The sequence below is a fragment of the Actibacterium mucosum KCTC 23349 genome, from assembly GCF_000647975.1.
GTDB classification, from domain to species: domain Bacteria; phylum Pseudomonadota; class Alphaproteobacteria; order Rhodobacterales; family Rhodobacteraceae; genus Actibacterium; species Actibacterium mucosum.
Map to the genome: position 1 here is coordinate 1 of NZ_JFKE01000008.1, position 22,873 is coordinate 22,873.

Consider the following 22,873-nt stretch of genomic DNA (forward strand, 5'->3'; position numbering starts at 1 on the left):
CGACATTGATAACACGCAGACGGCTGCCTTGTTGACATGCGCGAACCAAGGATCGTCCCAGCCCTTTTCTTTGCATATCTTGGCGCACGGCAACTTGCGCCAAAGTTCCGGTATCACGCAGAAGGACCGAGTATCCTGCCAATCCTTTTGTATCGCTGATGGCAAAGCAGCTTGCGCGATTTTCAATCGCGGCGATAGATGTGGCGCTGTTTTGCCATGAGGGTTCAACGTCGTGGAGCAACTTGGCTTCTTCTGCGATAGCAGACCACGAGGTTTCTAGAATCCCTGGCAAGATTGAAGCAGCCTTGGCCTCGGGGATATCGTAGCAGCGCAGGGTGCGTGATACCTGCATTCCCAAAGACTTGTAGAATTCATACGCGCCGGTATTTTCGACAAGGACCTCCGTCTGAAAACTGATGATACCTCTTTCCTTGAGGTCATCAAGACTTGCCACGGCGAGACGCCGTGCCAAACCTTTGCGTCTATGTGAAGGATCTGTGCCACTCGAGATCAGATAAGATGCAGTTTCACGAATTGAGACGAGCCAAAGCGCAATGATACGACCATCTTCGATGGCAACCCGAGAGACAGACTTTTCCAAACCCCGTTGGCGCATCATGTGACCGAAACCTTCTGTTGAAAGCCTCATTGGCAGAGCGTAGTCCGAGAACGAGCGGTTCATAGCATCGCAAAGCTCCTCGTCTGTGTGGTATTCAGCTGAAGCGATCAATGTATAAGAGTCCATGCATTCAGATTCCCTGGTGTCTCGGGGTTCGGGGTGAGGCGTTTTTTATTCACAAATGTAATGGCGAAGCGGTTCATTGGGGGCGTGCGAATAGCGCCGTGGTCTACATCATTCTGAAATCACCGACATCAGGTGCAACCGGTATGTCTTTTTCAAACGGAAAGCCTCCTTCGACATCAGGCAGCGGCGGCAAATCCGCAATTGTTCCATCCTGGATGTGCACCCGGCTCTTGTGCAAGTGGGTCGGAGTTTGCGTGGTTGTGCCCACTGTGTTGTTGAGTTCATCGCGATCTTCGCGAATTGCTTGGCTGCGGTCGCAAATCTGGAGGCACTGTATAATCCTTTGGAGACGGCCTTACACCCATGCCAATGTCATTTTTCATATGCTGGGACCAATATTGGAAATCTTGGCTCGACGGTGTCTGAGACTCCTTCCATCTCATTGTAGCTTTTGGTTTTTGTATTAGTCGACAAATCCTTACTAGTAGCACAACTGAATTCCTGATATTGGGGGGGCTTATGGCTTCCTAGGATGCGAGCCTATTTGATGGGGAACAAATCAATGATAAGGCATCGCTCATAAGGAGATTTTGTTGGTGGCTCGAACGGAACTGCCGCCCTTGGCGGCGATTAGAGTTTTTGAAGAGGCCGCGCGATCTAAGAACTTTACAATGGCCGCCCACCGGCTTGGTATGACCCAAGCAGCCGTGAGCTATCAGATTAAGATCTTGGAAGAGCGCGTAGGAGCGCAACTCTTCATACGGCAGGCGCGTGGCGTTGCCCTGTCTGAAATAGGTGAGAAGTTTGCTCGGAGGTCTACTGAAGCGTTAAACCTTCTCGCCGATGCCTATGCCGACGCAAAAGGTCTGTCTCAGGGCACTCTGTGCGTGAGCGTTATCCCCACTTTCGGCACCAATTTTTTGGCCCAACACCTGGGAGAATTTCAGCTGGCCAATCCCAGCATCGCAGTACGTGTCGAGGTAAGCGAAGGCTTGACCGATTTTGAAACTGGTGAATTCGATGTCGCGATACGCGGCGGCAAGGGCTCTTGGCCTGATCTTCACAGCCACTTGCTCATCCCAACTCAATTCACGCCTATGTTGAGCAAAGAACTGGCTGAAAGTGTCGGTGGGATCAATGAGCCCGGCGACCTATTGAAACTTCCAATTCTCTCCCATTCAGATCCTTGGTGGCAGCTTTGGTTTAAGGCCTCGGGCCTGGAAAGCCAGGATTTGGGTGGCCGTCCTAACCGTCAATTTGGGCCCCAGATCTTGGAGGCCAATGCAGCTATTGCGGGCCAGGGCGTTGCAATGCTCACCCCCGCGTTTTTCAAGGCCGAACTGGCGCGTGGTCAACTTGTCCAGCCGTTTGATCTCTTGGGGGATGATGGGACTGGGTATTGGCTGGTTTTCCCAGAAAGCCACAGGCATTCGCCAAAAATTCGGAAATTCCGATCCTGGATTGAGGCGGCGACTTTGAGCTACCGCGCGTAGCCGGGGGCAGTCGCTAATGGTGGATAGTGTATACGGCCTAACAGATCAGGGATTTAAGCCCTATGCGGTCGCCTTTTCGCTGTGTGATGACAGCATTGGTTTTGATGCCGTTGATGGTGGCGCTATGGGACCGGTGGAGGGAGATACTGTGAGGAATGTCAGCTGGTGATGCCATATCATCTCTCCTTTGTGGCAGAATACCGTAAGCGCTGCTTTGCCCCCACCTTCGCGATAGCTGCCTGATATGCGAGTCCGTTGTCGAGAGTAGTTTGGCAATGGAGGCGGCTTTGAGAGGCGATATCACAGATTGAAATCAAGCGTCCTGCTGCCGGGTAAGCGGTTTGCTCGTGAAGATCGCCCCCCCCCCCCAGCGTCTGGCCACCTGCAGAGCGCCAGACCGGCTGCGCGACCGCTTGAACGGCCGTTCAGTCACAGGGCAGAGAAGGGAACCGAAGAGCCCCCCCCCAGTGAATTTGAAATTCTCGCGGCGTGCGCATGCTGCACGAGTTTTGGTGCGACGGCCTGATAATTTTTGCCGCGCCGCGATGTGAATAGGAGCCGTTAATACGCTGCGCAGCAAGTCGGGGGATCAATTCACAGATCGCGGAACAAGTTTGCCGTCACTGCGCTTCCACCAATGTCCACTCCCTCAAGGCGGCTGAACTTTGTCGAGCACCGGCAAAACGTTCTGATATTTGGAATAGGTTTCGGTTATTTAGAAATTGTTGACGGACCGTCTGCGATTCTGATAATATGAACATCATTCTAAATGTTGGAACAGAGACATGGACAAGACCGTTGCCAAAGCCTTTGCTCTTCTTGAAGAGCTTGCCCAAAGTGATCGACCTCTCGGGGTTTCGGAGCTGTCCGAAAGACTTGGTCTTGGGAAAAGCAACGTTCACAGGTTGCTACAGACTCTGATTTCGCTGAAGTACGCGCGCCAAACCCCGGAGTCCTCTTATGTGGCTTCCCTTCGGATGTGGGAGATGGGCCACCAAATCTTCTCCAATTTTTCGTTCCGCGATATCGCGAAGCCGTACATGCGCCAGCTGTCGAATCTGACAAACGAAACCGTTCATCTTTCTGAGATGGACGAGTTTGAAGTCGTCTATGTCGAGAAAATCGAGAGCAGGGAACCGGTTCGCACTTATACTCAACTGGGCGGACGGGCGCCCGCCTACTGCGTAGCGACCGGGAAAATTCAGATGGCATATCTGCCCGAGAAGGATATCCGCCGCTGTTTTCAAACGGCCAATCAATTCACGCCACACACAATAACGGATGTCGAGGCATTCTGCCGCGAAGCCACGGAAAACCGAGAGCGCGGTTACGCCGTAAACCGGGGCGAATGGCGTTCGGACGTTATCGGGTTGGCGGCACCCATCGCCGACAGTTCCGGAGAGGTTGTTGCCGCCATCGGATTGTCAGCTCCGGCCAGCCGGATAAGTGCCGTGGAAATGGAACGTCATGCAGAAATCGTCATTGGTTATGCCCGCGATATTTCCCAGGAACTTGGGTGTCCACGGTCATTTCTTGCCACACTGCAATTGAACAAAGAAGCCGAAGGCGCACGGCGGAGCCGGTAGTTCCTGTTCTCAAAATCTCTGAAAGGAAATCCTATGAGTTCGCTCAGCGGAGTTAGAATTATTGAATTTTGCGAAATTGCAGCAGGTCCTTATTGCGGCATGCTTCTTGCGGATATGGGTGCCGACGTGATCAAAGTTGAGCGCGCTTCAGGAGACGCCATGCGCACCTGGCCGCCAGTGAATGACGGCTATAGTGAGAACTTTGCTTCGATCAACCGTGGCAAACGTTCGGTCGTGCTGGACCTGAAATCTCCCGAAGGTGTCGCGAATGCGCGCCGCCTTATCCTGAGTGCCGATGCAGTTATCGAGAACTTCCGGCCAGGTGTGATGAAGCGCAATGGTCTGGATTACCAGAGCTTGAGCGCAGAAAAACCCGATCTGATTTATTGCTCCATATCGGCATTTGGTCAGAGCGGACCAAGAACCAGCGAAGGTGGTTTTGACCTGACGATGCAGGCCATGTCAGGGGTCATGAGTATCACCGGAGAACCAGGGAGCGCCCCTGTCAAATGTGGTGTTCCATTGTGTGACTTTGTGTCTGGTCTATACGGTGCCATGGGCCTCGTGTCCGCGTTGGTTCAGAAAAACCGTACCGGGCAAGGCCAGCATATCGATGTGTCGATGCTGGGGGCGACGCTTGGTGTAGCCGCGTTGCAGACAAGCGAGTTTTTCGGAACCGGAAAGGCGCCCAAGAAACTGGGGTCTGCCCACCCCCGAAATGCGCCTTATCAGGCCTTTAAGGCGAAAGACGATTACTTTGGCATGGCTGCTGGCAACAACAGTTTGTGGCACCACGTGTGCGATGTCGTCGGAAGGCCCGATCTGAAAGATGTGGAGCGTTTCTCATCGCCTACTTTGCGCGCTGCCAATCAGGTGGAGTTAAAAGGCCTACTGGAAGAGATTTTTGCGACGCAGCCGGTGTCTCACTGGCTTGCCGCTTTCGCGGAAAAAGGCGTGCCTTGTAGTCCAATCAACAGTTTTGCCGATGCGCTGCAGGACAAGCAGGTTGAACACATGGGGTGGGTGCAGCCAATCACGTTGCCCAATGGCGTCGAGACTCAAACTTTTGGTCCGGTTCTTAGGATCAACGATGAGTGCCAGCCAATTCCAAGTGGCCCGCCTGCTCTTGGAGAGCACACCGAATCTGTTTTGGCCAGCTTGGCCGGCGATGCCGTTAAGGCATAGGGGGAGGTCTTTGATGTCAACAGGTGAACCAAACCTAATCTGCAGCCGCGAAGAAGATGTACTGACCCTTACATTGAACCGTGCATCCAAAGCCAATTCTTTGGCACCTGAACTGGTGGAAGAGTTGATCACCGCGCTGGATCAGGCCGGTGATGTTCGGATGGCGATCATTCAGGGCGAAGGCAAACACTTCTGCGCCGGATTTGACCTGTCAGATATCGCCGATTTGTCCGACGGAGACCTGTTGTGGCGCTTTGTCAGGATCGAGCTTCTTCTGCAAAAGATACACCTCAGCCCATTCCCCATTGTGGCCTTGGCACACGGACAGATTGTTGGCGCAGGTGCGGACCTTTTTGCTGCCTGCTGGTGTCGCGTTGTCGCGCCGGGTTCCAAACTCAAGATGCCTGGTTGGAATTTCGAGCTGGCCCTTGGAACAGGACGGCTCGCCGCTCTGATCGGGCAAGATGCAGCGCGGGACCTTCTGATCGACACCAAGCCCATTTCAGCGGAGCAGGCGCTGGCGATCGGGCTCGCGACTGACCTTGTTGGCAAAGAGGGCTGGAGCGAGCTTGCTTCGGCATTGGCCGTACGCGCGGGCGCACTGCCACAGGAGGCGACGTCAAGACTGATGGGGCTGACCCGTTCCGACAGAACTGAACACGATCTGGCAGCCCTTGTGCGTTCCGCCGCCCGACCGGGCTTGAAAGACCGCATTGAGAATTACCGGAGCCGAGTCATGCGAAGCCGACAACCAGCTCCGACCAACTGACAACCCGATCGCCTGGTATGCGGCAACCCGGCCGCCCGGCCAAACCCAACGAAACGAAGGAAAAGACAAGCCGAACCAACAGAATCTTGCAAATGGAGGATATCAAGATGAAGACGTTCAAGAAAACAGCATTGGCGGGCCTGCTGGCCGCACTGGCGTGCACGGCATCCTATGCCGAAAAAGCGATGCCGGACATGCCGCGGGGCTTTGGCAACCGACCCTTGACCATGATTGTGCCCTACGGCGCTGGGGGCGGATCAGACCAACTGTCCCGGGCCATGGCAAAGGCAATTGAGGAAGAAACCGGGCTTAGCTTTCAGGTTGTCAACAAGCCAGGTGGTGGAGGCACAGCGGCCATCCCCGATTTCATGATCTCTCCCCCCGACGGGTTCACCATCTTGGAGCATATCGACACAGCGGTTGCGGCCTACGCCAAAGGCGATATCCGGGAAAACCCGGCCGAAGACTGGATCCCGATCTGCATTGCACAGATCACGTTTTCACAGATTTACATCCGGCCTGATGAAACCCGTTACACGGATTGGGAAAGCCTGATGGCCTATATTGACGCGCACCCGGACGAGCTGTCGATCGGAATCTTGGGCAAGGTCGGATCGATGGAGCTGGTGACCATGCAGCAAATCTCTGACGCTCTTGGTCTCAAAGTTCGCCAGGTCAACTATGACAAACCCGCTGAGACTTATGGATCGCTGATTGGCGGGCATGTCGATATTCTCTTTGAGCAGCCCGGAGATGTAAGGAGCTTCCTTGACGGCGGTCAAATGAAGCCGATCCTGACATTCCTGAATGAACGCCCGGGCGTCTTTGCGGACGTGCCAACGCACCGCGAAGTGGGTGCGGACTTTGAAGCCCTGACTCGTTTCCGCGGCTTCTTTGTCAAGAAAGGTGTTGCAGCGGACCGTGTCGAGTTTTTGGAAGCCGCCTGCGCAGCAGGGTTTGAAAACCCCGGTTTCGCAGAATTCAACGAAGCCAAGTACATGAACCTGGTTCAAAGCTACCGGGATCGTGCAGGGGCTGTTGAACTGATCAATGAAACCGTCGGCGTCTATCGTGAGGTCTACGAACAACTGGGCATCGGCCAGTAACTCATGTCCGTGACCGGGGGCAGTCGGTGGATTGCCTCCGTTTCGTGACTCAGGACTAAGCACGTGATTGCGGAGGAGGCATCATGACAAAGTCAGCTTTAGCAGGGGTGCCACCAACGGACGCCACGCGATACATCCGTCCGGTTCTGGAGTGGCTATTCTGGATAGCGCTGGTCGCGCTCTACGCCCAGCAAACAAGCTTTTTCGACGAGACCCTTCAGAACTACAGGTTAGGCGCAACAGGTTGGCCGCGCGGATTGTGCATTGCCGCGGCAATCGGCGCCACGGGGCAGCTTATTACGCGCTTGTTGGCAATTCACCGTGGCGCTCCTGAAGGAGTTGGTCCCAGTGACGGGCCCGCACAGCGAAACTGGCTGCAAATGGCTCAGAATCTAGCGATATTCGGCTTCCCGTTCTGCTTCCTCTATGCCGCTCCGTCGATCGGCTTTTACGTGGCTGCGCCACTGTTTATCCTGGGATTGTTGCTGCTCTTGGGGGTTCGCAAACCGCTGACGATTGCTCTTGTCGTGGCCATCGTGTTTGGCCTTTTCCTTGTTGTTTTCACACGGTTTTTCTACGTGGCTCTCCCGGTTGGCAGCATGCCATTCTTCTATGATGTGAATGTCGCCGTAATCGAATTCACCAGATACGGAAAGTAAGATCCAATGGACCTGTTCATACAAGGCACGCTGAGCCTGTTCGGCAACACCACGTCAATCATGATTTTCTTTCTCGGCCTTTTCGGAGGCATGCTCTTTGGCGCAATCCCGGGCGTGAACATGCTGACGCTCGGTGCTGTTTTGCTGCCGTTTACAATTACAATGGACCCCCAGAATGCGGTGATGCTGTTTTCAGTCATCTACTGTGCGGGGGTGTTTGGCGGCGCGATTACAGCGATCCTTTTCAACATTCCCGGTGCTCCAGAAAACGCACCGACCTGCCTCGACGGTTATCCAATGACCCTAAAAGGTGAGGCGGGCAAAGCCATCGGCGCTGCGGTCAGTTGTTCTGCACTTGGGGGCACAGTTTCGGCGATCATTATGATGACGGCGACGGGCATTGTCGCAAGCTTCGCGGTACGCGCCTTTGGCCCCCCTGAGATCTTTGCGCTAATCCTGTTTGGCCTTGCGGTATCGGCATCTATTGGTGCGTCAACGCTCTGGAAGGGGTGGCTCTCGGTTCTCGCAGGTTTGATGATTGCAACAATCGGATCTGACCCGGTTGGGGGTATTCCCCGGTTCAGCCAGGGGTCATTCCTGGGCCTGGAGTATCAGTCCTACTACATGTCGGCGGGTATTCACTTTATCCCGATGATCCTTGGTTTCTTTGCGGTGTCCGAAGTGCTGGCGCAGGCGGTCAATATCGCGAAGGGCACGCGCAGTCGCCCACAAGCCTCTATTGAATTCCCGACGATCGCCGAGTTCCTCGCCGTTCGCTGGACAATCGTACGATCGGTTTTTGTGGGCTTCTTCGCCGGTATCCTTCCGGGCATTGGCGCAACGCTTGCCGCTTTCCTTGGGTATAGTCAGGCGCACCGTTGGTCGAAAAACCGTGACAATTTTGGAAAAGGCGAGCTGGAAGGCGTTGTTGCCTGCGAGACGGCCAACAATGCCGCAACCGGAGCCGCCATGATCCCACTTCTGGCGCTGGGGCTGCCCGGTGGTGCATTGACGGCGATGATTATGGGGATTTTCCAGATCCACGGAATGGAGCCTGGCCCGCTGATTTTCATCAACTCTGGCGATCTTGTCTGGATTACCTTTGCGGCGATGTTCTGGGCGAACCTGATGATCATTTTCCTCGGCTGGGTGCAGACAAAGACGGTGGTTCACATTCTGCGTGTCCCGTTCCGGTGGCTGGCACCGGGCATCCTGATCCTTGCGGTCGTTGGTGCCTTTGCTTTGCGCAACCTGTTCATCGACGTCTGGATCATGTTCATCGCCGGTATCGTTGGCTACATGCTGCGCACAACCGGGTACTCTGCCGCCGGTGTGGTGCTTGGTTTGATCCTTGGCAAACTGGGCGAATCTGCTTTTGCCAAATCCATGCAGCTCATGGACTACAACGTGCTGGGCTTTCTGCAACGCCCGATCTCTGCGGTTCTGATTGTCGTGGCAGCGGTCATCATAATCTCCAGCATCGTGAGTGAGCTTCGAGGAGGGCATCTGCAAAGAGCCCTGATAGACTAAGGAGGCAATCCCTATGTGGTGTGACGCCAAGGCCAAGCCCTTTGCGTCACACCAAGCTTCGGATGAGGTTACTCCCCTTCATCCGAACGATGCTTCCGGGCTTCGAGCGCCCGGAAGCAAACACCAAGGTCCAGAGAGAGGTCTTTAACGTGAATTTACTGGATTCAAACTTCGAGGCTTATCGCCAATCTGCATCTTGGATTGTCTTTTCCAAAGCTGGAGACCTGCGGCTGTGTAAGGTTGCTGTACTGCAAACCGCGGAGACTGACGCACATGGCGCATAAACAACCCATCCTGGATACGTCCCCAAAGGTTTCGGACGAGATCCGCCAGACCACCTGCTACATGTGTGCCTGCCGTTGTGGGATCAACGTGCATCTGCGCGATGGCAAGGTGAACTACATCGAAGGCAATCGGGACCATCCGGTGAACAAAGGCGTGATTTGCGGCAAAGGTGCATCGGGCATCATGCAGCACTATTCACCGGCGCGGTTGCAGGCCCCGATGAAACGGGTGGGGCCGCGGGGTTCTGGCCAGTTTGAAGAGATATCCTGGGACGAGGCGCTGGAGCTAGCGACCGATTGGTTGGGCGCTGTGCGCAAGAGCGATCCCAAGAAGTTGGCGTTCTTTACCGGACGCGACCAAAGCCAGTCTCTGACAGGCCTCTGGGCGATGAAATACGGGACGCCGAACTTTGCCGCCCATGGCGGGTTTTGCTCAGTCAATATGGCGGCTGGTGGCCTCTACACCTTTGGCGGCGCCTTCTGGGAGTTTGGTGATCCGGATTGGGACTACACCAGGTACTTCATGCTCTTCGGTGTGGCAGAGGATCATGCCTCGAACCCGATTAAAAAGGGGATCGGCAAGATCAAGAAACGCGGCGCCAAATTCGTATCCGTAAACCCTGTCCGCACTGGCTATAACGCCGTGGCGGATGAGTGGGTTGGCATTCGTCCGGGCACCGATGCCCTGTTTGTAGGCGCACTGATCCACGAGTTGTTCCGCGCGCAACAGATCGATCTGGACTACTTGATCCGCTACACGAATTCGCCGTGGCTGGTCATTCAGGACCCCGGCGCGGCCGATCATGGGTTGTTCGCCCGAGACGAAGAAGGCAACCCGCTGGTCTGGTCGAACGAGGCCGGGGGCTTTGGCAGCGGCAAGGTTAGTGACTTGTCTGCGTCATTGACCGGAACCCGCACCTTGCCCGATGGCCGGACCGCAAGAACCGTGTTCGAACTGATGGCCGAACGCTATCTGGGCGACGACTACACGCCCGAGGCGGTGGAAGAGCGCACAGGCGTTCCGGCAACACAGATCCGCAAGATCGCGTCGGAGCTGGCCCATGTGGCCTTCAAGGAAGAGGTCATCATTGAACGCGAATGGACAGACGCCTGGGGCCGTAAGCATGACAAGCTGATCGGGCGCCCGATCTCGATGCATGCGATGCGCGGGATCTCGGCCCATTCCAACGGGTTCCAGACCTGCCGGATGATCCATATCCTGCAAATCCTTCTGGGCTCGATCGATTGTCCCGGCGGCTTCCGCTATAAACCACCATACCCCAAGCAGACCCCGCCGAACCTGCTGCCGCACGGTGCATCTGGCGACATAAAGCCCGAGATGCCCCTTGGTGGCCCGCATCTGGGCTTCCCGCACGGGCCGCATCATCTGTTGCTAGACGAGGATGGTGGGCCAAACCGGCTGGACAAGGGGTTTAGCTGGGACGCGCCCATGTCGGCGCATGGTCTGATGCATATGGTCATTAACAATGCGGCGAACAAAGACCCCTACGGGATCGACGTGCTGTTCATGTATATGGCCAACATGGCGTGGAACAGTTCGATGAACACGCCGGGGACGATCGATGCATTGACCAAAACAGACGAGAATGGCGACTATGTGATCCCCAAGATCATCTATTCGGACGCCTACTACTCCGAGACCGTACCCTTTGCCGACCTGATCCTGCCGGATACCACTTATCTTGAACGCTACGACTGTATCTCTTTGCTGGATCGCCCAATTTCCGAACCCGAAATACTCGCGGACTCTATCCGCTATCCGGTTGTGGAACCCGACCGCGATGTGCGTGGCTTCCAGACCGTTCTGATCGACCTTGGTGCGCGACTGGGTCTGCCCGGTTTTGTCGATGATAACGGCGCGCCGCTGTATCCCGGCGGCTACCCCGATTACATCGTGAACCACGAGCGTAAGCCGGGTGTCGGTCCCCTGGCCGGGTTCCGCGGCAAGGATGGCACCAAGTTCGGTGTGGGCGAAAAGAACCCCGATCAGCTGAAACGGTACATCGAGAACGGGGCTTTCTGGGAGCAGAAGTTCGACCCCGAACACGCCTATTTCCGCCACGCCAACCGTGGGTATCTGGACTGGGGGATTGAAAAGGGCATTCGCCTGACCCCCGATGCAACGATCTTTCAGCTGTATTCGGAACCCGTTCAGAAGTTCCGTTTGGCCGCCGAAGGCCATGGCGACCGCCAACCACCCGAACGGGCCCGGGACCGTATTCGGACGTATTTTGACCCGTTACCGTTCTGGTATGAACCGATGGAAGAAAGCATGGTCGATACCGAGAAATTCTCGCTTCACGCGATCACGCAGCGGCCGATGCATATGTACCATTCCTGGGGCTCGCAGAACGCCTGGCTGCGGCAGATCACGGCCCAGAACAGGCTGTATATCCACAGCTCGGTCGGAGAACGGATCGGGGCGAAAGATGACGACTGGGTCTGGCTCAGCTCGCATCAGGGGCGTGTCAAATGTCAGGTCAAGCTGATGGACGGGGTCAACCCGCAAACGGTCTGGACATGGAACGCCATTGGCAAACGTCGCGGGGCCTGGGGCCTGTCGGACGACGCGCCGGAAAGCAATCAGGGCTTTTTGCTGAATCACTTGATCTCGGAACTGTTGCCGGCGGGCGGGGGTGGCTATCGCTATTCCAACTCGGACCCGATCACCGGGCAGGCGGCGTGGTTCGACCTGCGTGTGTCGATTGAAAAGGCTGATGGTGATGGAAAGACCGAGCCCTTCTTTGAACCTTTGGGCACCAGTACTCAGAAACCGTCGCCCAACAAAGTCGCATTCGGCGCAGAGTTTCGGAGGAAAGCCCTGTGACTTGCCTGCCCAAACAGACCGACAAGAAGCTTGGCCTTGTCATCGATCTGGACATCTGCGTCGGCTGCCAGGCCTGCGCAACCAGTTGCAAAGAGTGGAACACCAGCGGCTACAGCGCGCCTTTGTCGGATCACGACCCCTATGGGGCTGACCCTTCAGGCGCTTGGCTGAACCGCATTCACTCGTTCGAGGCGACGACTGCAAAGGGCGTGTCGAAAACTGTCCACTTCCCGCGCTCCTGCCTGCATTGCGAAGAACCCGCCTGTGTCACCGTCTGCCCGACCGGTGCGTCTTATAAGCGCGAGGAAGACGGGATCGTTCTGGTCAACCCGGACACCTGTATCGGCTGTAAACTGTGCTCGTGGGCCTGCCCCTATGGTGCGCGCGAGTATGATTATGACGATGGGGTGATGAAGAAATGCACCCTGTGCGTCGACCGGATTTATAACGAGAACATCCCCGAAGAAGACCGTGTTCCGGCCTGTGTCCGCGCCTGCCCAACCGGCGCCCGTGCGTTCGGCGACCTTGGGGATCCAGACAGCGACGTGTCCAAATCCGTGGCCGCGCGCGACGGTTTCAACCTGCTCGATGAATTCGGCTACAAGCCGGTGAACAAATACCTGCCCCCGCGCATCAACAGTGTTCAGGCCGCCCCGGCGGCTGAAGAGCCTGCCGCCCCGGATGGGTCCCGGTTGGAGAAACTGTTCGCATGGGCTGACAAAGCCCTGTCGCGGTAAGAGGTCCGAAAAAATGCATCCAGCCTATTCCGTTATCCTTTTCACCACATCCTCTGGCGCAGGTTACGGCCTGTTGTTCTGGCTGTCGCTGGCCCACATGGCCGGGCGATTGCCGGGTGGAGCCATGGCTTTCATTGCCGTCGCATTGGCCTTGGTCTTGATCACTGCGGGCCTGTTGTCTTCGACCTTTCACCTGGGCCACCCGGAACGCGCCATCGGAGCATTTTCGCAGTGGCGATCGTCGTGGCTGTCGCGCGAGGGCGTGGCCGCCGTCGCCACCTACATCCCGGCCGGGCTCTTGGCGCTGATCTGGTTGATTGGGGCAGAGGCCGGGGTGACCAAGCTATTAGCCTTGCTGTCAGCTACCGGGGCGGTCGCAACAGTCTATTGCACGGGCATGATCTATGGATCGCTGAGGACCATTCGACAGTGGAACAAGGGGCTGACACCCGTGGTCTACCTGGCCTTGGCGGGCGCAACCGGCGCGCTGTTGCTTGGAGCCATGATGTCTATCTTCGGCGCAGCCGCTGATTGGGTCGGGGTTGTCACTTTGATGTCGCTGGTGGCCGCCGGCGCAACAAAGCTGGCCTATTGGCGCCAGATCGACGCGGATCCAGGCCAATACACCACCGAAATGGCCACCGGTCTGGGCGGCGAGGGCGGCTCTGTCCGACCTCTGGACCCACCCCATACCAAACCCAACTTCGTGATGCGCGAGATGGGCTATCAGGTCGCCCGTAAACACACGCGCCGTCTGCGGCGCCTATCCGTCATCGCGCTGTTTGCGGTCCCGATAGTCGCCGTGCTCATTGCGGTTCTTGCCTCCGGTGGGGCGGCAATACTTTACCTGATCGCGACCTTGACCGCCGGGTGGGGTGTGGCGACAGAACGTTGGTTGTTCTTCGCAGAAGCCGAGCATGTCAGCCAACTCTACTACGGCGCCAACCGCGCCTGATCGACCCATACAGATAAGAATGCAGCCGTTACGGAATCGTTTGGTCTGACGACCGAAATAGTGATCTTTCCATTGGTTCTGGCCCTGACCGTGGGTCTGTTCGCGACCGAAATGGTCCGGGTCGATGTCAGGGCCATCGGAATTTTAGCGCCGTTGGGTTGCAACGCGTCGGTGCCACGGTCCGAAAGCGCTGTGGATGTGTACACGCCGTTCAACGGCTTTGGCAGCAATGCGGTGATTGCGATCATCGCCGTGATGGTCATCGGCGCGGGCCGAGATAAAACCGGCGTCATTGGGGCGGTCGCGGTGTGTATCACGCGGGTCGGTGGTTCGACGGAACCCCGCATGGTCGTGCTGATTTCGTCGGTCGTGGGAGCATTTCGTCCTTCATGCAGAATGTCGGAGCGGCGGCCCTATTCCTCTCTGTTGTATGGAGGATTACAGTCCGAACCACCCTTGTCCCGCGCCGATCTCAAAGATTGCCCTGCGGAACGTCTGACGGGCGGGGCACCTTTGAGTGAACCCGATTGTCAGCCCAACCAGAACACGCTCAGGCGCTCAACACTGCCGGAAGCTCTTGTTTCAGGTGCCCAAGAAACGCTTCGAATGCGGGCAACAGGCCGCGTTTCGACGGCATGATCAGGCTGATTTGCGGTTGGCCGGCGGTCCAGCCGGGTAAAAGTCGTACAAGCGTTCCGTCTTCGACCTCGTGGCGACACACATAGGACGGCAGTGCCACGATGCCCAACGACAAAGCTGCCGCGCGTTTAAGCGTTGTCATGTCGTCGCTGGCTAGTCGCACGTGGCATGGCACCGAGGCCGTCTGCCCGCTGATGTCTGACAGCAGCCATTGATGCATCTCGCGGGGACGCCCAAGGACCAGCGCGGGTTGACCGGCAAGCGCCGAAGGATCGTCGGACAGGCTTTGCCCCTTGCGGTAATCGGGGGCGCAAAACAGGTGCCACTCTACCTGCGCCAATCGCGTTTGTATCAGGCTTGAATCCGGCAGCGTGTCCAAATGCCCGCGAATGGCCACGTCGATCCCGCCCTTGATCAGGTCCTCCATCTGGTTCGAGGCCCTCTGCACCACGCTTACTCCGGGGTTTTCCTGCAAGAAACGCGGCAAGACCTGGTCAAGGCCAAATTGCGCCATCCCAACCGAGCACGACACGGTCACCGTGCCCTCGATGTTGTTGGCTTTGCGGCGCATGGCTGTCTCTGCATCGTCGAACCTGCTCAGGGCCTCTTGCGCATGGCGGAAATACTCTGCCCCCAACTCGGTCGGGGTAACAACGCGCGATGTACGTTGCAGCAAACGCACGCCCAGATCGTCTTCCAATTGCCGCACACGCCGGCTCAGCCGCGATTTCGGGATGCCCAGCGTGCGGGCGGCAGCCGAAAACCCTCCCTTTTCAACCACCTGCACGAAATAGAACGCGTCGTTAAGGTCCATCCTGTTTTTCCTTATTGTCCCATCTATAGAACGATAGGTTCTGATATTGCCGGATTTTCCGCTGATTGTCTCGCTCATATTGTTGGTTCAACAGAAGCGAGAGACCAAGATGAACAGCCACCCCATAGACAAACTTGCAGGCATCCCTTGCGAAACCTACGCGCAAAGCGACGGCAGAGCGGTCGCGATCGGCGACGGGTTTTCTGCCAAAAGCTTTCAGCATTCAGAGTTTCAGGGGCTGATGGACCCGTTGATCATGGTGGATCACTTTGTGATGACCCAGCCCACTTTTGGAACCCACGCACATGCGGGCATGTCCGCTGTCACCGTTGTTTTCGAAGACAGCAAAGGCGCGTTTCGCAACCGCGACTCGTTGGGTAACGACATAGATCTGGCACCGGGCGACTTGTACTGGTTCAAGGCAGCCCGGGGGGCGATTCACAACGAAGCGCCGCGACCGGGGGCCACGACCCATGCGCTGCAGGTCTTCGTGAACCTGCCCGGCGACAAACGCCATGATGCACCCAGCGCTTTTCACCTGCGTGCCAGCGACATCCCATCCGTCATGGGCGAGCGATCCTCGGCAAGGGTCGTGTTGGGGCAGGCCAATGGTGTTTCGGGGGCAGCCGCACCCGATATCCCGCTGAGCCTGCTGGATCTCACCATTCAGCCCGGCGGCCACTTCACGCATCACGGCGACGCAGGTCAGCACGCCTGGCTTCTTGGCATCAAAGGCAGCGCCACGGTGACCTGGCGCAGCGCATCGATCGACGTTGAACCGGGAAAAGCCATCGCCGTGGCCGGTGCCGATGACATTGCACTGTCATCCGGGCGCGGTGCGCACGTGGTCCTCTTTCGGGGCCAACCCCTTCGCCAAGCCTTTGTGCAACGCGGCCCGTTTGTCATGGACACCGCTGCACAGCTTGACGCCGTCGAAGCCGAATACCGCGCCGGTCGGCTTGGATCAATTGACTGAAAACCAATCCCAACACAGGAGAATTCTATGACAAATTCCTACAATCCCACCCCGCTGACACGTGACAACGCCGCATTGGTGCTTGTCGACAATCAGGTCGGTCTGATGACCGGCGTCCGCGACTATCCCATTGCCGAGCTCAAGCACAATATCGTTGGCCTGGCCAAGGCTGCGCAGGCGCTTGGACTACCGATTGTCACCACAACCACCTCGTCCCAGACCCTTTGGGGGCCGGCCATCCCAGAACTGACCGAGGCCTTGCCGGATCAGACCTTTATCGATCGCACAACCGTCAATGCCTGGGACGATCCGCGTGTCGAAGAGGCCATCCGTGCAACCGGTCGGACAAAACTGATTTTCGCGGGCCTCTCGTTGGAGGTTTGCGCGGCGTTCCCGGCAATGCGCGCCGTGCGCGAAGGCTTCGAAGCTTATGTTGCGGTCGACGCCAGCGGGACGTTCAACGCAACCAAACGCGAAACCGCGCTGGTGCGTTTGACGCAGGCGGGTGTCGTTGTTGCGGATGGGGCAAGTCTGATGATCGAAATCCTTGCCGACAACGCCAGCGTCGATGCCGGGCCAGTTTACGGTGCACTGGGTATGGATTGGTCGGTTCTGGTCGGCCAAGTCCGCGAAAGCGCCCGTCATGGCGTTTGAGCGGGATCTGGCCGGGCATCTTGGGCATATGCGATACCCGTGCCGGGGTTTCCGGCTTCAGTTCTACCTGATCTATTTCTCGTCGCTTTTCTGCCTGACGGCGACGGGATGGGCCGCGGCCTTGTTCCTTTAAGGGCCGCACCCGCCACAAACCCGGGGCTCGATCAACATTCCGGATCAAAGAATGATCGAGCCCGCACAGACAAAAGGATGGACCCAAATGCACATTACGACGCTTTTCCTGATCCCCTTTGCCACGCTCGCCTATGCCTTTGTAGGTGGCGTGTTCCTGGCATTTTCTGACTTCGTCATGCGCGCGTTGGCGTTGACGAGCGGACATGGAGGTGTTGACGCCATGCAAAAAATCAACCGCGAGGTTTTCCGCTGGATCTTTATGCCTCTGTTTCTGGGCATGGCCGCCGGATCGGTGGCCATCGCCGCCTATGGCGGGTTTGCTCTGACAGGGACGGGCGGCACCCTGATCATGCTCTCCGGGCTGGTCTACCTGATCGGCTGCTTTGGGGTAACGATTGTTTTCAACGTCCCCATGAACAATGCCCTGGCCGAATTGGAAACGACCGGTGCATCTGCGCGGGATTATTGGGTGCAAACCTACCTGCCGCGCTGGACGTTCTGGAATTCGGTGCGAACGCTTGCCTGTGCCTTGTCCGCGGCGCTGTTGCTGTACGGGCAGATCTGGATGCACCAGGGCTTTGTCCCGGCCGGCTAGGCGCATTCTTCCGCACAGCCAACCGCCACCTGCGATGCGTCGGACCGATGCTCAGCAGGTGGCCGAAGCCCGGAACGGCCTGATCAACCAGCATCGGAAATGAAAATGCGTGCGTATCAGCCCTTGGCGGACATACCAGGCGATGGCATCAAACCGGTGCAGGCGTGTTTGGATAATCGGTGCGACAGTGTCGTTCAAATGAATTGGCATCTGTTCCTCGCAAATTGGAATGCTGCGCGTTTCGCGTCTGTATCTTTTTTGGCAAAATTGCTTTGAGTTGCGGCGGCCCGAAGTCGGTAACGGGCCGCCGCGCTGATCCGCTTACAGGTCGCGGATCGGCGTGTTCACGATGTCGGCCCATTTGGCGTTGGCACCGGCGATCACACCCTCACGGTCTTCGAGGTATTTTTCGAAGATCGCGGCGTTGACGAACAGGTACAGCTTGCCATCCACGATGTCGGCATAACGCACGTCGCCGTCCAGCTTTTTGCCAACGAACACACCAAAGGCGCAGAAGCCACCGAATTGCGGCAGGAAGGCTTCGGGGTCGGCGTCAAACTTGGCCTGGGCTTCGACCGAGGCAAAGTAATAGTCCACACCGTCGAACGACGAGGTGTAGGTCGCATCGCCCAGAACCGGGGCTGCACCGTTGAACATTGACACCGGATCGGTGCCATGCAGGCCCAGCGGCTGACCGTTCAGGGTCAGGCCGTTGGCGACGTTGTACTCGTCGGCAGCAAAAGCAGCGGTCGACAGGGTCAGGGCGGCGGCGGTTGCCAGCGTGGGCAGAACTACGTTCAGTTTCATCAGTTTATCCTTTGAATAGAAGGGGAAGAAAGATCAGGCGCCTTTGGCGATGCGCTGGACGGCTTCGTCGGTCCACCAAACCGCGTTTGCGATCATGCGGAAGTTGATCAGGGCGGCCAGGTAACCGTCACCTTCGGGTACTTTCGCGCCGGCGGTTGCGTCGCGTACAACGGCCACTTCGAACCCGGTTTCCAGCAGCTCACGCATGTGGCTTTCCACGCAGAGGTTCGCCGACATACCGGCCAGGATCACCTTGTCCACGCCGATTTTGCGCAGCTGCAGCACCAGGTCATTCTGCTCCGGGCCGTAAACTTTGTGGGGCGAACAGACGATGGTTTTGCCGTCATTGATGTACTTCTTGTACTGCGGCATCCAGTCAGCGCCCGAACCTTCGAAGCCTTCCAGGTTCAGCGGCCCGTTGCGGTCGAACATGTGGATCGAGTGCATGACGCGTTCCAGCGTGCCTTCGAACTTCCACTTGTGGTCCTGCGGGAAGTAATAGTGCGGCGAAACCACAACCGGCATGTCTGCGGCCTTGGCGGCGATGAACAGGCGCTCCAGGTTGTCGACCACACCCTGTTCGGTCACGCTTTCGCCAACCACGCCCCAGGCAACGCCGTTGGGGTCCAGAAAGTCGACCTGCGGGTCAACGACAACCAGCGCCGTGCGTTCGGGGTCGATGTCCATGTCCATATCGGGCAGGCCGGGGGTCTCGGGGTCTGCATAATATTCCATGGCTTCCGGGGTGGCGGCAGAAGTGGCCGAGCCAGCCATCACAGTGGCACCGGCAGCAGCTGCGCCAGCTACGCCCGTCATCACGCGGCGGCGGTCTTGGTCGATTGCATCTTTCTGGTGATCGTTTTCGTTGGTCATGTCGGTTTCCTTTCAGTCAGGTTGTGAGGCACGGGCAGGCGCACCTCGTGGAAGGTCGGCGTGACTGCTGAACACACCTTCTCTGTTCGCGGACCTGCGGTTCCACGGGATCTGAACGCGGTTCCCGGTTCAGTCTTCAGCTCCGCATTTGGCGAAACAGAGTAAGCTTGTCTTCAGTCAATTCCGATATTGTTTGCATGCAATAATAAGTCAATGCTGCAATTCCGGTAATTGCAATTTTTTTGCCGTTGCACGATCATGTGATCTCAATGGAGCACAGAAGAACAAGGCATCGAAACGATGAGTAAAGAGGTATGGCTGCCGAAAATTCGCGATACCGGACAGCCGAAATACATCGAGTTGGCGATCGCAATTGGTGAAGATATTGCAGCCGGGCGGTTGAAGCCCGGACAGCGCCTGCCGCCGCAACGCAGGATTGCCGAGGCAATGGGGGTAGATATATCCCTTATTTCAAGGTCCTATGCCGAGGCCGCGCGCCGTGGATTCGTGCAAAGCCACGTGGGGCGTGGCACGTTTGTCAGCGAGGCAAAGCCCCATCACGAGGGCCCCGACCCGCAGCGCGTGCTGGAAGAAGACCCGCGGATGAACATGCCGCCCGAGATCGAGGACGCGGCCCTGATCGAACGGATGCAACGCGGCCTGGATCATGTTGCATCGAACATCGTGCCTTTGCTGCGCTATCAATCTGCAACAGGGGGCAAAAAAGATCGTGAGGTGTCGATAGATTGGATGCAATCAAATGGGCGCCGTGTGTCGCCCAACACCCTGACGATCACCCCGGGGGCGCATGCCGCGATTCAGGCGGCGCTGATGGTGATCCGCAAGCCGGAAACGGTGATCCTGTGCGAACCGGTCACCTATCCGGGCATCCGTGCCATTGCGGCGCAGCTCTCGATACCGCTGATCGCGCTGGAAGAGGACGAGAAAGGCGTGTTGCCCGCGGCCATAATCGATGCCGCCGCACAGCATCCCCATGCCGTTCTGTACCTGAACCCAACGCTGCGCAACCCAACCACGCACACCATTCCGAACGACCGCCGGATGGAGATCGCCGACACGCTGCGCAGCCTTGGCATGCAGCTGATCGAAGATGACGCTTATGGTCTGGTGGTCTCGGACACGCCCATTCCGATTTCGGACATGATCCCCGATCTCGCATGGCACATCCTGGGCGTGTCCAAGGCGTTTGGCGCAGGGCTGCGGCTTGCCTATGCCACGGCCCCTGATCGCGCGCAGCTTTCGGCCTTTGTGCAGGTCATTCGCACCACCAGTGTCATGACCTCGCCCCTGAACCTCGCCTTGTTAAGCACCTGGATCGAACAGGGCACCGCCGACGCCGTGGTCGCCGAAACCCGGCGTGTCGCCCGGCGCCGGCAAGACCTTGCCGCGCGGGTGTTGCCCGACGTCACTTTCGAATCCCAGCCCGAGGCGTTCAACATCTGGATGCAGCCGCCGCTTGGCCTCAGCCGGGCCGAGGTTCTGGCGCGCACAGCCGGCGGGCCGATCGGAATCGTGCCCAGCGACGTGTTTACCGTGGGCGTGGCGCCGGGCGAATTTCTGCGTGTCTGCCTTGGCGGTCCCTTGACCGAAAGCGCGCTGGAAGATGGCTTGATCAACTTGCGGGCTGCGTTGATGCAAAACGACTGGAGCGGCTGACGACATTTGCGGAACTTGACGCCTTCGTTGGGTGATGCCAGAAATATCCAACATTTACGCGAATGGGGGATAGGGCGATTTTTCGGCGCGACAACAGTCAGGATGACACGATTGTCAGCATGCTGGCTTCGGCCTTGCGGCGTGACATTTCTTTTGGTGCGCTGCGTCCCGACCAGAAACTGAAGATCAACGAACTGCGCAGCCGCTATGGCGGTTCGAACCACTCCATGCGGGAAACGCTGCGCATTCTTGCGTCCGAGGGCCTTGTCGAAGCGACGTCCCAACGCGGTTTCCGCGTGACCTCGGCCACCGAGGACGACATGCGCGACATTGCCCTGGTGCGCGGCGAAGTTGAAAAGATCGCGCTGACCCTGGCGCTGGACAAAGGTGACATCGCGTGGGAGGGGCGCGTGATCGCCGCCCACCACACGCTGCAAAAATCCGAGGCCGCTGTTGCAGACAGCTCGGATGATTTGACGGCACTGGAATGGGACGAAGCCTGCCGGGCCTTCTCGGCCGCCATGATCGAAGCCTGCGAAAGCCCGCGCCTGATTGAAATGCAACGCCGCCTTTTCGACCAAAGCCGCCGGTTCCGGCTGGCATTGCTGCGCGAGGGACGGTTGGATTTTGCCGCGCGCAAGGATCGGCAGCGTGCGTTGTTGAACGCCGTTCTGGCGCGCGATGTGGCGACCGCTTTGACGTTGATTGAACGGGAAATCGAAGCAGACCTGAAAACAGGCACCTAAATTTCGATCATAGGGAGGAAAACATGATCAAGCTTAATCGCCGCGGGGCACTGGCCCTGATGGGAGGCACCGCTGCCAGCACGCTGGCCACGCCCGCCCTTGCCATGAACAAGAAAATCAAGGTCGGCGCGCTGCGCTTTACCTCGCATTCGGGCAATTTCGTTGCATATGAGCGGGGCTATTTCGCCGATGCAGGTCTGGATGTGGAATTCGAGTTCTTCCAGGCCGCGCAACCCATGGCCGTGGCCATCGCATCGGGTGACATCGACTATGCGGTGACCGCGATCTCGGGCGGCCTGATCAGCCTTGCCGACAAAGGCGCGATCAAGGTGATCGGTGGAGCGTTGAAGGAAGAGGAAGGCATCGACGGTCAATCCTATCTGATCTCGGACGCGTCCTATCAGGCGGGCACCAAGACGCTGAAAGACCTTGATGGCAAGAAATACGCGGTCACGCAGGCGGGCTCGTCCTTCCACTATATGGGCGCCAAGATGGCTGCGGCCGAGGGGATCTCGCTGTCGTTCACGCCTTTGCAAAAGGTTGGCGCGATCATCGGCGCAATGAAATCCGGTCAGGTCGATGGCTGGTCGATCGTGCCGCATATCGCCAAGCCGCTGGCCGCAGCCGGCGCGTGGCACGTCGTTGGCAAGGTGTCGGACTATATCCCCGACTATCAGGTGACCACCGTTTTCACCTCGGCCGACAATGCCGCGAACGAGCGCGGAATGACCGAAAGCTTCCTGAACGGCTTCTCACGCGGGGTCGACGATTACGCCGCGGCCATGATCGATGGCACGGCGGATCAGGATGTGATGGTCGATCTGATCCACAAATATGTCTACACGGATCGCCCGCGCGAAAAGGCGGCCCCGTCGATCATCAACGGCACCATGCGCCTTGCGCAGAACGCCGCGCTGAACATCGGGTCGGTTCAGGATCAGCTGAGCTGGTTCCAGTCCGAGGGGCTGGTCGATGCCGATATCACGCTGGATACGCTGGTCGACAGCTCTTACGTGGAAACCACCGGCGCCTGAGGGTGCTATTGTTGGGGTGGGCCCGG

At 57.7% G+C, this 22,873-nt stretch carries 22 protein-coding genes; 17 read left to right on the forward strand and 5 right to left on the reverse strand.

Annotated features, from left to right (window positions below; genetic code table 11):
• Nucleotides 1-745: GNAT family N-acetyltransferase (locus ACMU_RS19360; protein WP_152544652.1), on the reverse strand; the 745-nt coding region annotated here is incomplete at its 3' end.
• 596 nt (nt 746-1,341) lie between these two features.
• Here ACMU_RS19360 and ACMU_RS16020 point away from each other — a divergent pair.
• The 10 genes from ACMU_RS16020 to ACMU_RS16070 all read left to right on the forward strand — a co-directional run bounded on the left by ACMU_RS16020 (nt 1,342) and on the right by ACMU_RS16070 (nt 13,897).
• The gene (locus tag ACMU_RS16020) at nt 1,342-2,238 is read left to right on the forward strand and encodes a LysR substrate-binding domain-containing protein (protein WP_268870880.1); all 897 of its coding nucleotides are present in this window, start codon (nt 1,342-1,344) and stop codon (nt 2,236-2,238) included.
• 785 nt (nt 2,239-3,023) lie between these two features.
• Nucleotides 3,024-3,824 carry an IclR family transcriptional regulator gene (locus ACMU_RS16025; RefSeq protein WP_081805565.1) on the forward strand — a complete coding sequence of 267 codons (801 nt, stop codon included), beginning with the start codon at nt 3,024-3,026 and terminating at the stop codon, nt 3,822-3,824.
• 33 nt (nt 3,825-3,857) lie between these two features.
• Complete coding sequence (locus ACMU_RS16030) at nt 3,858-5,009, forward strand: CaiB/BaiF CoA transferase family protein (RefSeq protein WP_035261581.1); 1,152 nt, start codon at nt 3,858-3,860, stop codon at nt 5,007-5,009.
• A gap of 13 nt (nt 5,010-5,022) precedes the next feature.
• Nucleotides 5,023-5,778 (forward strand): enoyl-CoA hydratase/isomerase family protein, encoded by a 756-nt coding sequence (locus ACMU_RS16035; protein ID WP_051588396.1) that lies wholly within the window; start codon nt 5,023-5,025, stop codon nt 5,776-5,778.
• Between the two features lie 107 nt (nt 5,779-5,885).
• Nucleotides 5,886-6,884: a tripartite tricarboxylate transporter substrate binding protein gene (locus ACMU_RS16040; protein ID WP_051588407.1), complete on the forward strand. Its 999-nt coding sequence runs from the start codon at nt 5,886-5,888 to the stop codon at nt 6,882-6,884.
• Between the two features lie 83 nt (nt 6,885-6,967).
• Nucleotides 6,968-7,543 carry a tripartite tricarboxylate transporter TctB family protein gene (locus ACMU_RS16045; RefSeq protein WP_035261584.1) on the forward strand — a complete coding sequence of 192 codons (576 nt, stop codon included), beginning with the start codon at nt 6,968-6,970 and terminating at the stop codon, nt 7,541-7,543.
• Between the two features lie 6 nt (nt 7,544-7,549).
• Nucleotides 7,550-9,073, forward strand: a complete 1,524-nt coding sequence (locus ACMU_RS16050) for a tripartite tricarboxylate transporter permease (protein WP_035261585.1) — start codon at nt 7,550-7,552, stop codon at nt 9,071-9,073.
• A 273-nt stretch (nt 9,074-9,346) separates the two neighbouring features.
• A complete protein-coding gene (locus ACMU_RS16060) occupies nt 9,347-12,205 on the forward strand; it encodes a molybdopterin oxidoreductase family protein (protein WP_035261592.1) in 2,859 nt (952 codons plus the stop codon).
• Nucleotides 12,202-12,942: a 4Fe-4S dicluster domain-containing protein gene (locus ACMU_RS16065; protein ID WP_035261595.1), complete on the forward strand. Its 741-nt coding sequence runs from the start codon at nt 12,202-12,204 to the stop codon at nt 12,940-12,942. The genes ACMU_RS16060 and ACMU_RS16065 overlap by 4 nt, the downstream gene beginning before the upstream one ends.
• A 13-nt stretch (nt 12,943-12,955) precedes the next feature.
• On the forward strand, nt 12,956-13,897 hold the full coding sequence (locus ACMU_RS16070) for a dimethyl sulfoxide reductase anchor subunit family protein (protein ID WP_035261598.1): 942 nt from the start codon (nt 12,956-12,958) through the stop codon (nt 13,895-13,897).
• On the opposite strand, the gene ACMU_RS16075 is transcribed toward ACMU_RS16070, so the two are convergent.
• Complete coding sequence (locus tag ACMU_RS16075; RefSeq protein ID WP_035261601.1) at nt 13,876-14,160, reverse strand: hypothetical protein; 285 nt, start codon at nt 14,158-14,160, stop codon at nt 13,876-13,878. The genes ACMU_RS16070 and ACMU_RS16075 overlap by 22 nt on opposite strands.
• A gap of 287 nt (nt 14,161-14,447) precedes the next feature.
• Nucleotides 14,448-15,350, reverse strand: coding sequence for a LysR substrate-binding domain-containing protein (locus tag ACMU_RS16080; RefSeq protein ID WP_035261604.1), 903 nt, complete (start codon nt 15,348-15,350; stop codon nt 14,448-14,450).
• Between the two features lie 109 nt (nt 15,351-15,459).
• On the opposite strand from ACMU_RS16080, the gene ACMU_RS16085 reads away from it, so the two are divergent.
• The 4 genes from ACMU_RS16085 to ACMU_RS16095 are packed head-to-tail and all read left to right on the forward strand — an operon-like array spanning nt 15,460 to nt 17,710.
• Complete coding sequence (locus tag ACMU_RS16085; RefSeq protein WP_035261785.1) at nt 15,460-16,326, forward strand: pirin family protein; 867 nt, start codon at nt 15,460-15,462, stop codon at nt 16,324-16,326.
• Between the two features lie 27 nt (nt 16,327-16,353).
• Complete coding sequence (locus ACMU_RS16090; protein ID WP_035261608.1) at nt 16,354-16,980, forward strand: isochorismatase family protein; 627 nt, start codon at nt 16,354-16,356, stop codon at nt 16,978-16,980.
• Nucleotides 16,970-17,113, forward strand: coding sequence for a hypothetical protein (locus ACMU_RS19535; RefSeq protein WP_161635696.1), 144 nt, complete (start codon nt 16,970-16,972; stop codon nt 17,111-17,113). The genes ACMU_RS16090 and ACMU_RS19535 overlap by 11 nt, the downstream gene beginning before the upstream one ends.
• A gap of 51 nt (nt 17,114-17,164) precedes the next feature.
• Nucleotides 17,165-17,710, forward strand: a complete 546-nt coding sequence (locus ACMU_RS16095) for an anthrone oxygenase family protein (protein ID WP_236626285.1) — start codon at nt 17,165-17,167, stop codon at nt 17,708-17,710.
• 321 nt (nt 17,711-18,031) lie between these two features.
• Here the strand turns inward: ACMU_RS16095 and ACMU_RS16100 are convergent, their stop codons facing one another.
• Together ACMU_RS16100 and ACMU_RS16105 are read right to left on the reverse strand one after the other, a co-directional pair.
• On the reverse strand, nt 18,032-18,517 hold the full coding sequence (locus ACMU_RS16100; RefSeq protein ID WP_035261611.1) for a YHS domain-containing (seleno)protein: 486 nt from the start codon (nt 18,515-18,517) through the stop codon (nt 18,032-18,034).
• Between the two features lie 33 nt (nt 18,518-18,550).
• Nucleotides 18,551-19,390: a cysteine hydrolase gene (locus ACMU_RS16105; RefSeq protein WP_035261613.1), complete on the reverse strand. Its 840-nt coding sequence runs from the start codon at nt 19,388-19,390 to the stop codon at nt 18,551-18,553.
• A 300-nt stretch (nt 19,391-19,690) separates the two neighbouring features.
• On the opposite strand from ACMU_RS16105, the gene ACMU_RS16110 reads away from it, so the two are divergent.
• The 3 genes from ACMU_RS16110 (at nt 19,691) to ACMU_RS16120 (ending at nt 22,847) form a co-directional block, all read left to right on the forward strand.
• Nucleotides 19,691-21,067: an aminotransferase-like domain-containing protein gene (locus ACMU_RS16110; protein WP_035261616.1), complete on the forward strand. Its 1,377-nt coding sequence runs from the start codon at nt 19,691-19,693 to the stop codon at nt 21,065-21,067.
• A 62-nt stretch (nt 21,068-21,129) separates the two neighbouring features.
• A complete protein-coding gene (locus tag ACMU_RS16115) occupies nt 21,130-21,813 on the forward strand; it encodes a GntR family transcriptional regulator (RefSeq protein WP_035261619.1) in 684 nt (227 codons plus the stop codon).
• 23 nt (nt 21,814-21,836) lie between these two features.
• Complete coding sequence (locus tag ACMU_RS16120) at nt 21,837-22,847, forward strand: ABC transporter substrate-binding protein (RefSeq protein WP_035261622.1); 1,011 nt, start codon at nt 21,837-21,839, stop codon at nt 22,845-22,847.
• Nucleotides 22,848-22,873: the final 26 nt, after the last annotated feature.